Origin of the sequence: Marinilactibacillus kalidii (genome assembly GCF_017599325.1) — a bacterium.
GTDB lineage: Bacteria > Bacillota > Bacilli > Lactobacillales > Carnobacteriaceae_A > Marinilactibacillus > Marinilactibacillus kalidii.
The window spans coordinates 63,065-72,158 of record NZ_JAGFVM010000004.1 but is presented as its reverse complement, the minus strand read 5'-3'; the positions used below and the strand labels follow the sequence as shown (position 1 = coordinate 72,158).

General features: G+C 36.6%; 11 protein-coding genes. All 11 read right to left on the bottom strand.

Annotated features, from left to right (window positions below):
* Positions 1 to 140: 140 nt before the first annotated feature.
* The 11 genes from rpsD to J5J05_RS01305 all read right to left on the bottom strand — a co-directional run bounded on the left by rpsD (position 141) and on the right by J5J05_RS01305 (position 8,940).
* Entirely contained in the window at positions 141 to 746 is a 606-nt protein-coding gene (gene rpsD, locus J5J05_RS01355; RefSeq protein ID WP_208558866.1) for a 30S ribosomal protein S4, read from the bottom strand.
* 267 nt (positions 747 to 1,013) lie between these two features.
* A complete protein-coding gene (locus J5J05_RS01350; protein ID WP_208558865.1) occupies positions 1,014 to 2,141 on the bottom strand; it encodes a baeRF6 domain-containing protein in 1,128 nt (375 codons plus the stop codon).
* A 157-nt stretch (positions 2,142 to 2,298) separates the two neighbouring features.
* Positions 2,299 to 2,838 carry a GNAT family N-acetyltransferase gene (locus J5J05_RS01345; RefSeq protein WP_208558864.1) on the bottom strand — a complete coding sequence of 180 codons (540 nt, stop codon included), beginning with the start codon at positions 2,836 to 2,838 and terminating at the stop codon, positions 2,299 to 2,301.
* Positions 2,839 to 2,876: 38 nt separating this feature from the next.
* Positions 2,877 to 3,518: a DUF1054 domain-containing protein gene (locus J5J05_RS01340; RefSeq protein ID WP_208558863.1), complete on the bottom strand. Its 642-nt coding sequence runs from the start codon at positions 3,516 to 3,518 to the stop codon at positions 2,877 to 2,879.
* 78 nt (positions 3,519 to 3,596) lie between these two features.
* Positions 3,597 to 4,565 (bottom strand): siderophore ABC transporter substrate-binding protein, encoded by a 969-nt coding sequence (locus tag J5J05_RS01335; protein WP_244244555.1) that lies wholly within the window; start codon positions 4,563 to 4,565, stop codon positions 3,597 to 3,599.
* Between the two features lie 20 nt (positions 4,566 to 4,585).
* Positions 4,586 to 5,341 carry an iron ABC transporter ATP-binding protein gene (locus tag J5J05_RS01330; protein WP_208558862.1) on the bottom strand — a complete coding sequence of 252 codons (756 nt, stop codon included), beginning with the start codon at positions 5,339 to 5,341 and terminating at the stop codon, positions 4,586 to 4,588.
* A complete protein-coding gene (locus J5J05_RS01325; protein WP_208558861.1) occupies positions 5,338 to 6,303 on the bottom strand; it encodes an iron chelate uptake ABC transporter family permease subunit in 966 nt (321 codons plus the stop codon). The genes J5J05_RS01330 and J5J05_RS01325 overlap by 4 nt, the downstream gene beginning before the upstream one ends.
* On the bottom strand, positions 6,300 to 7,247 hold the full coding sequence (locus J5J05_RS01320; RefSeq protein ID WP_208558860.1) for an ABC transporter permease: 948 nt from the start codon (positions 7,245 to 7,247) through the stop codon (positions 6,300 to 6,302). Before J5J05_RS01320 ends, J5J05_RS01325 begins: the two co-directional genes overlap by 4 nt.
* A 173-nt stretch (positions 7,248 to 7,420) precedes the next feature.
* Positions 7,421 to 8,110: a 5'-methylthioadenosine/adenosylhomocysteine nucleosidase gene (locus tag J5J05_RS01315; protein ID WP_208558859.1), complete on the bottom strand. Its 690-nt coding sequence runs from the start codon at positions 8,108 to 8,110 to the stop codon at positions 7,421 to 7,423.
* Positions 8,111 to 8,130: 20 nt separating this feature from the next.
* The gene (locus J5J05_RS01310; protein WP_244244554.1) at positions 8,131 to 8,376 is read right to left on the bottom strand and encodes a hypothetical protein; all 246 of its coding nucleotides are present in this window, start codon (positions 8,374 to 8,376) and stop codon (positions 8,131 to 8,133) included.
* A 12-nt stretch (positions 8,377 to 8,388) separates the two neighbouring features.
* Positions 8,389 to 8,940, bottom strand: a complete 552-nt coding sequence (locus tag J5J05_RS01305; RefSeq protein WP_208558858.1) for an NUDIX domain-containing protein — start codon at positions 8,938 to 8,940, stop codon at positions 8,389 to 8,391.
* Positions 8,941 to 9,094 lie beyond the last annotated feature (154 nt).

Below are 9,094 nucleotides of genomic sequence, written 5' to 3'. Positions count from 1 at the left end.
CACGGCGGACACCCTTGTCATTCGCTAACAGTTCCTACTGCCAATCCTGTAGTGGACTTTCACCACCAAGTTGTCGCCCATGCCGGGCGCACATAAAAAAAAGCTTGCACAATTTGTGCAAGCTTTTAAATCCATTAAGATTAACGGTTGTAGTATTCAACGATGAATGATTCATCGATATCAGCAGGCATTTCTTCACGTAATGGTAAACGAGTAAGTGATCCTTCTAATTTTTCATCGTCAAAAGTAACGAAGTCTGGACGACCATATAAAGATTCAACTGATTCTTTAATGATTTTAATGTCTTTAGATTTTTCGCGAACACCAATAACTTCTCCAACTTTTACGCTGTATGAAGGGATGTCAACACGTTTTCCATCAACAGTAATGTGACCGTGGTTTACCAATTGACGTGCTTGACGACGAGTAGTCGCAAGGCCAAGACGGTAAACAACGTTATCCAAACGTTGTTCAAGTAAGATCATGAAGTTAACACCGTGTTTACCTTCACGAATTTTACCAGCTTTTATGAATAAGTTAAAGAACTGACGTTCATTAACACCATACATAAAACGAAGTTTTTGTTTTTCTTTTAATTGCATACCGTATTCAGATAATTTGATACGACTTGTAGGTCCGTGTTGTCCTGGAACATAAGGACGACGTTCTAATTCTTTACCAGTTCCTGAAAGCGAAATGCCTAAACGACGAGATTTTTTCCAAGAAGATCCTGTAAAACGAGCCATAATTGTATTCCTCCAATAATTTTTTTGGAGTAAAATAACGTGATAGAAATTCAGTAATACGTGCAGGTCCTATGAACGTTCGCCATTGCAGCCGCAGGTTACTAGTTTACTTGATTTAAGAAACTGTTGACGCGGTTACCATTTCTTGCTGCATTATTTTACACAAAGAATAGTATATCGCTTTTCTAACACATTGTCAATAAAGAAAAACAACCAGCCTGTTAAGAATCACAGGATGGTTGCTTATTCAATCAAATTTATCAAACATTAGAATCTTAGTAACGCAGCGATACCTGTATCTGATGGCATACTCGCTTTGTCTAATACATAAACTTTACCGCTCGTTTTCAGCACATTTTGGGTAAGTTGATTAACATATGCATTGATTTCTGTACCTTCTTGATACTGGCCATTCTCGTCAATGGTTCCCTGTACTTGGTAATTATCCTCAATGAGTAGGGTATCGATTTTCCCTTGAATACTAGCCATTGCTAGATCATTATATTGCGCTTCTAATTTAAATTCGGGTGTTGTTTCGTTAAATTTCTCAACAAGCGCTTTGTAACGACGGTCAATAATGTCGTTAACAACTGCTTTTGCTTTTTCTTCAATTTCCGCAGTAGTTAATTGTGCCGTTGAACCTTCTACTTTTGTTTCATCTAATTTTGGATTTTTCGATAGACGCTCAAAATCAGCAATGTTCTCTGGTAGAGCGAACAAGACTAATGGAATGCCTGTTGGTTTAGTATAGTGATCATAAACGTATTTATCTACAGCTCTAAAGTAATTATCTTGATCAATTTGAACCTCATTACTTTTTTCATTATGTCCGTGGAACATTGCTTGACCTGAAGAACCATTATAATCTCCAGCGTTTAATTCCCCACCTGTCAATTCGTCACCCAATGCTTTTTCTAAATTAGTCGGTGCATCATCTGGAAGAGAAATCTCTTGCAAGCGACTACCGCGACCATTATAAAGTGTAAATTTATCGTGATTCAAGCATAGTAAGTGGAAGTAACTGACATATTGGAAATTCGCAATCAATGGCAGGACGTAAGCTTGGTTAGATAATACAACGTTATTATTGACAGCAACACTCAAACGATAAAAATACGTATTCGTTTTTGTTACATAAAATACGATACTTTCAGTAGCTTTTCTCCAAAAGTCCGTATCATCTCTAACCATTTGTAACTCATTCAAGAAAGTGTCACATGTTTTTTCATCATACACATCGCAAATTTTTTCTTTTGCGTCCTTCAATAAATTTTGAAACTGGATCTGATTCGCTTCCGTTTCGAATGCGTTATCTTGAGCATTCATCGAAATCGATAGATAAACCTCGTCCGTCTGTAAAATCTCATCTGTTGGAAATGCAAATAATTCTTTCATGTTTTCACCTTCCATTATCTATTTCTTCGAGGCAATAATCATCTATTGCTTCAAAGATAACTATATATCCATCATATCTAATCCACCTATAATTGTCTAAAGATACGCCATAAAACCCCGATCACATTTAGTGAGCGGGGTTTTATTTAAATCCATTTTAGTAGATTAGTTGATTATCGTATTCTGAATCTAACAGGCCATATACCAAGCTATCCGACCATTCTCCTTTGTACCAGTAATCTTGAATAAAATGTGCTTCTTGCCTCATTCCCATTCTTAGACATACGTTTTGAGAATTTTTATTTCGTGCATCCATATTGATTTGTATTCGGTGAACACCTAATTCATAAAACAGTTGATGAATCATCTCATGCACAGCTTCTGAAGCATAGCCATTACCAGAGGATAATCGATTAAAACTATACCCTATTTCCACAGTTTCTTTCTTGTCTGTATACCATATGGAAAGGTCGCCAATCACCTTATCTTCATGTAATACGGCTAAACTTAAAGCATGATCTTTATCTAGTATATTTTTCGAAACTTTTCTATCAAATTCCTCCTGAGCATTCGTTTGATCCCATGCCCCATGTAGAAGAAATCGACAAGTCTGTTCATCTTTATAGATATCGTACGTTTCTTGAAAATCTATGTTCTTAAACGGTCTAAGTGTTAATCGCTTCGTTTTGATAATCAATTCTGCCTCCCTAATCTGAACCGGTAGGCTAGTTACGACTACAACGCCGGTCCACTCTGTTCGAAATGAATGTCTAACAACTGTCTATAAAGTGGGATCAGCTGGCTAATAGTTTTTTTGATAAACTTACTTTGAGCTTCTGGATTCTCTAAAAGACTACTTCCATTTTCGATGACCCTTTCAATCAAAAATTCTCCTTTTTTAACCTTTAGCAACCGTTCAAGTATTTGAACACCAGCCTTCTCAGTCAGTGGTTCGATGGTAGGCTTTGTATGGTCACCTGACAAAACATAGGAATCGTCTAACGCTTTCCAATGATCAGGATGTAAAAGTAGCGCCTTACCCATTTCTGTTTCATAAATAGGATTGTCTATAATCGACAAGAAGATAAATATATGATCATCATTAATACCTATTTGAAGATGAGGATACTTTTTATACCCTCTTTTATCTCCTCCAATAGCACACCAAGTGGACTCCGGTGGATTTGAAGTCCGTCTACGATGTTGTGCAATGTGAAAAAACATAGGATAACCAGTCTTTTCAGCAACAATGGGCGTGAAAGTATCTCCTAGAGCTTGAAAAATGGGTTGAATGTCTTTGCGGATATAAGCCATTCGGTTTTCAAGTCCTTCTATCTCAAAAATATCAAAATTTGCTTGTTTAAAAACATTCTGCATTATTTATTCCTCCATGAATCTCTACTACAAATTATAACACAGATTTAATCAAAATTTAGATAATCCTCTTAAAATAAATCAGTTTTCAGATAAATCTACTTGCGTTTTCAGTTCATCAATCATCAAATTCATCGATTGTAGTCCACCCCCTGATAAATACCACAGTTCAGGATCCAAATAGATGATTTGATTATTTTTATAAGACAGTGTTTCTTTGATGACAGGATTCGCACTTAAGTCACTTTCTGATGTATCTCCACCTATAGCTTTCGTACGGTCTACAACAAATAGCAAATCAGGGTCTTCTTGTAAAACATATTCAAAGGAAACAGATTGACCGTGCGTAGAGGCTTCAATGCTATTATCGATTGGTTCAAAGCCGAATACATCATAGAGCATGCCGTAGCGAGAATTCTCTCCAAAAGCAGAAAGACTTCCTTCATTTAAAATCGTCACTAATGCTGTCATCTCAGTGTTTTGTGCAGATTGTTTGAGCTCAGCGACTTCATCACTAATCTCCTTTATGTTCAGTTCAACTTGATCTTCTTTATTCAAAATTTGTCCAACAGTCAGCATATTCTTTTCGAAAGAATCCCAGTAGTTTGTCAGGTCCACGCTCAAGTATAATGTTGGTGCAATTTCATTCAGCTCGTCCAAAAAATCCAGTTGTCTACCTGAAATCAAAATTAAATCAGGTTCTAATGCATAAATGGCTTCCAAATCAGGTTCCTTTAAACTACCAACAGAATGGATAGTCGATTGATCTACTTGCTCTAAATAAGAAGGCAAGCTTTGCGTTGCTGCACCTACTACTCTGTCACTCTCATCTAGTTCAACAAATGTATCAAGTAAACCCATATCAAAAATGACCACTCTTTCAGGTTCAACGGGTACTTCTACCTTTTCACCATTTGAATCAGTTACTGCGATTTCTTCAACATCCAAACTATTCGAACTTAATTCATCATTTTCGTCAGCAGCTTCACCTGAACAGGCGGAAAGCAATCCAACTGTCATCAAACTTAGTACCCATAACTTTTTAATCATAATAAATCATCCTCCAAATTTTAATAATATAAAATCACTTTTTTCCCTTTTCTTTCTATCACTTCTACTTCTGTATCAAAAAGTGATTGAATTGTTTCCGCATTAATAATTTCATTTACTGGCCCGGAAGCAAACAGCTTTCCATCCTTCATTGCTATTAGATTATCTGCATAGGCAGATGCGAAGTTGATATCATGAATGACGGTTATAATCGTTTTACCAAAAACGTCTACCAATTCCCTAATGATCTTCATCAACTGAATACTATACTTGATATCTAAATTATTCAGGGGTTCATCCAACAGAATGTATTCTGTATCTTGCGCGAGCACCATCGCAATCAATGCTCTTTGTAGCTGTCCACCCGACAGTGTATCAATATACTGATCGGCTTGCTCCAACAAGCCCACTTGAACCAAAGATCGCTCGATGACTTCGTGACAATATTCATTTAATTTCCCTTTTGTATAAGGAAAGCGGCCAAAGGAAACGAGCTCTTTAATTGTTAACCGCATAGTGAATTGATTGCTTTGCTTCAAAATAGATAACGTCTTAGCCAAGTTACCAGAGTTCCATTCATTTACTTCACCGCCATTGATATAAATCTCACCACTATCTGTCCGGTTTAAACGACTGATCATTTCAAGCAAAGTCGTTTTACCTGCACCATTGGGCCCAACACAAGCTGTCAGCTTACCTTTCTCAATCATTGCAGAAAGATCGTTCAAGATAGATTCTTTTCCATAACACTTAGAAACATGCGTTAATTCAATCATTTAATGACCTCCCTCTCTTTTAACAGCACATATAAGAAATAACTACCACCTACAAACTCAAGGACAACACTTAACGTTGTTTGAAAATGAAAAACGTGTTCAATCATCATTTGTCCCAACAAGACGAAAGAAATCGTAAAAAAACAGCCACCCAAAAATAAAATGCTGTGCTCGTATGTTTCAAATATTTTATAGGATACATTCGCACCCAAAAACCCTAGAAACATTACTGGGCCTACTAATGCTGTAGAAACCGCGGTTAATAGACTAATCATGATAAATAATTTCAAGTTGAATCGATCAACACCTAAACCTAAAGCGATTGCTTGAGCTCTACCCAAATGCAAGACATCCAGTGATCTTCTATGCAAAAAAATATAAAGAATCGTTGGTATAACAATGCCGATACTGATGCCGACGAGACCAACCTCAACTCGATTAAAACTTGCAAATAAGCGGCTTTGAAGAAGCAAAAATTCATTCGGCTCCATCAGTACTTGTAAAAAAGTAGTCAAACTTCTTAAACAAGTACCTAAAATCAGCCCAGTCATCAGCAACAAATAAATTCTTCCAGGATAAAGTTTAAAAAATAAGCCATATAGCACTAAACTAAAAAGCATCATAGCCATGCCAGAAAGGAAAAAATTCCAGTATTTATTTTGTGCAATTGCATGAAAATGACTCAATGAGAATAAGACAATTGTTTGAAAAAATATGTATAGCGTATCCATACCAATAATAGTAGGCGTCAAGATTCTGTTTTGAGAAATCGTGTGAAAAACAATCGTCGCCACTGTTGAACAAATGCTCACCAGTATTAAAGCCACTATCTTTTTCCCACGTAAAGAAACGATATAAGACCAGTTCCCCCGTGAACCAATCGTCATATACAGGAACATCAATACAATCATTATTCCCCCCATTATCAAGACTTTTCGATAAACTAACCGATTTTTTGTCATGCTCTTTCTCCTTTGAGTAGTAGAAATAAGAAAAGTATCGTACCTATCACACCAACCGTTAGACTGACGGGCACTTCATAAGGATGAACGATGATTCTTGAAAAAATATCGCACCAAATTAGAAATACAGCGCCTGAATAGGCTGTTGGAAACAATAACTTCCTAAAATGATCACCACTTTTCAGTGACAGCACGTTGGGTATAATCAATCCAATAAAAGGAATATTTCCGACTGTTAATAAAACACCTGCTGATGCGATTGCGACAATCATGATTCCTATCATTTCAATTTGTTCGAAGGATACCCCCAAACCTGTAACTTGTTGTTTTCCTAAATTAAGAACTGAGAAGTAATGTGAGAACAGATAGATCATGAGCATCAATGGTAGCGTGATATAGATCAGCCCATAATTTTCTGAACTAATCAGTGATAAATCACCTTGTAACCAAGAAGTGGCGTTTTGAATTAAATCAAATTGATAGGCTATAAATGTACCGAAAGCACCTATTACATTTCCGAACATCAGACCCACTAGCGGAATCATCATAGACTGTTTTAATTGAATGGTTTTTAAAAAATGAGCAAACAAGATAGTTCCTATAATAGAAAATACGAAAGCAAAGAGGGTTTTATGTAATAAAGATTGTTGTCCGAAAAACACCATTGCTAATATGATTCCTAGCCGAGCACTTGCCATCGTTCCAGCAGTAGTTGGTGAAACAAATTTATTTTGCGTTATTTGCTGCATAAGTAAACCTGATACCGATAGCGCAGCTCCAGCTATTAAAAGACTCACAGTCCTGGGCAATCGCAATGTCAGAATAAGTAATTTTTCTGTTTCATCAGGTGCAAACAGATGATTAATGGGTATAAACATTACACCCACCATCAAAGATAAAAGGATACTGATCAATAAAAAGCCAGTGAATAAGATTTTCTTCATGAAATCACTCCTCTATATGCAAGTGATATTTTTCACATATCAAATGAGAATGATTATCACTATCATATACCAGTATACTGATTTTCCTAATTCTATTCAACTTTAAATCAAAAAAAAGTGCGAACACTTTTATAAAGTGCTCACGCCTTTTCGTACTGCTTCAGTTACAATTCTTAACCCTTTTCTATCACTTTTAAGACTAATTCTGCTGATCTCTTTCCTGCTTGTTCGATAAATTCGTCAAACGAAACAGAAGCTTCTTCGTCCGCTGTATCAGAAAGTGCTCTGACTACTGTGAACGGTGTTCCGAACTGATAGCAAGTTTGTGCGACAGCCGTTCCTTCCATCTCGGTCACAAGTGCATTGGGAAAATAGTCTCTGATTTTAGAGGTCTGTTCATCCCCAGCAATAAACGAATCACCAGAAACAATCAAACCCTTTTCCACGTGCCAGTTTGTCTCTTTAGCAGCGGATGCTACCTTTTCAATGATTGATTGATCTGCCTCATAAAGAGCCGGCATCTGTGGAATTTGACCGTATTTGTACCCAAAGACACGTGCATCTGCATCATTATAAGTAAGCTCAGTAGAGATGACTAGATCCCCTACTTTAAGACCTTTACCGATGCCACCAGCAGAACCAGTATTAATGACAGCTTCCACTTGAAAAGTCTGAATAAGCAAAGCTGTAGCGATAGCAGCATTTACTTTACCTATACCAGACTGAACAAGTGTAATGTCATTGCCATTTATCTTACCATCATAAAAAGTTTGATTGGCAATCGTTGTTTCTTTTTTTTCTTCTAACTGTTTAACTAAAGTCGTTACCTCTTGTTCCATTGCTGCAATGATTCCTATTTTCATTCTCTCACTTCTCCTCTTTCCTAACCATAAAATGCATAAACTAATACAATTATCAGCAGTAACGACACAATTACAATGGCTCGCGTCAGCACTTTTTCTGTCTTGCGGTAACGTTCCATCTCATCTAACCGTTTCTTAGTCGTTCTTCCTTGTTTAGAGAGTTGTCTCTCTTTTTTTCGGTTTTCTTTTTTATTTTTTCTGAGCACTTTTGCATTTTCTTTTGATTCTTTTCGTTTTTGATTTTTAATCTCTTTTCTAGATACCATTTATGCCTACCTCTATTCCGCTTTTAAACGCAACATCTTCCAATAAAAGAGGGCAAAAACACTTTTTGAATCACGTAGTGTTCCTTTTTCATATTCTGCCCATGCCTCATCATACGTTAATGTCAGCAATTCGATCGTCTCATCTTCATCTTTTGGTAAAGGATCTTCTGCGATGGTCAAGTCACTTGCTTCATAGATTTCCAGGAACTCATCTGTGAACCCAGGTGTACTATAAAAAGATGTCACGAATATCCACTCTTTTGCTCGATAACCGGTTTCTTCTTCCAATTCCCTCTTCGCCGTCATCATACCATCTGTATCTTCATTATCTTTTAATCCTGCTGGAATCTCAATACTGACTTGTTCTATCGCTTTACGGTATTGTTTAACTAAAATTAACTTATCGTCTTCTGTAAATGCAATGACCGCAGAAGCACCCGCGTGTCTGACAATTTCTCTTTTAGACTCTTTACCATTTGGTAGTCGCACATCTTCAACCACATACTTCGTCACTTTTCCATTATAAATGACTTCACTACTAATTGTTTTTTCTTCAAAATCCATAGAGATCTCATTCCTTTCATGTTACAGATATCATACAGTATCCATAAAAAGATTTCATCAATTGAGTCAACTTCGTTGGGTGAAACCGGATGTTTTAAGAAAGTTTAAAGCTTTAATATCCTCCTAAGGTCCTATGTCATTCTTTTTGAAATTT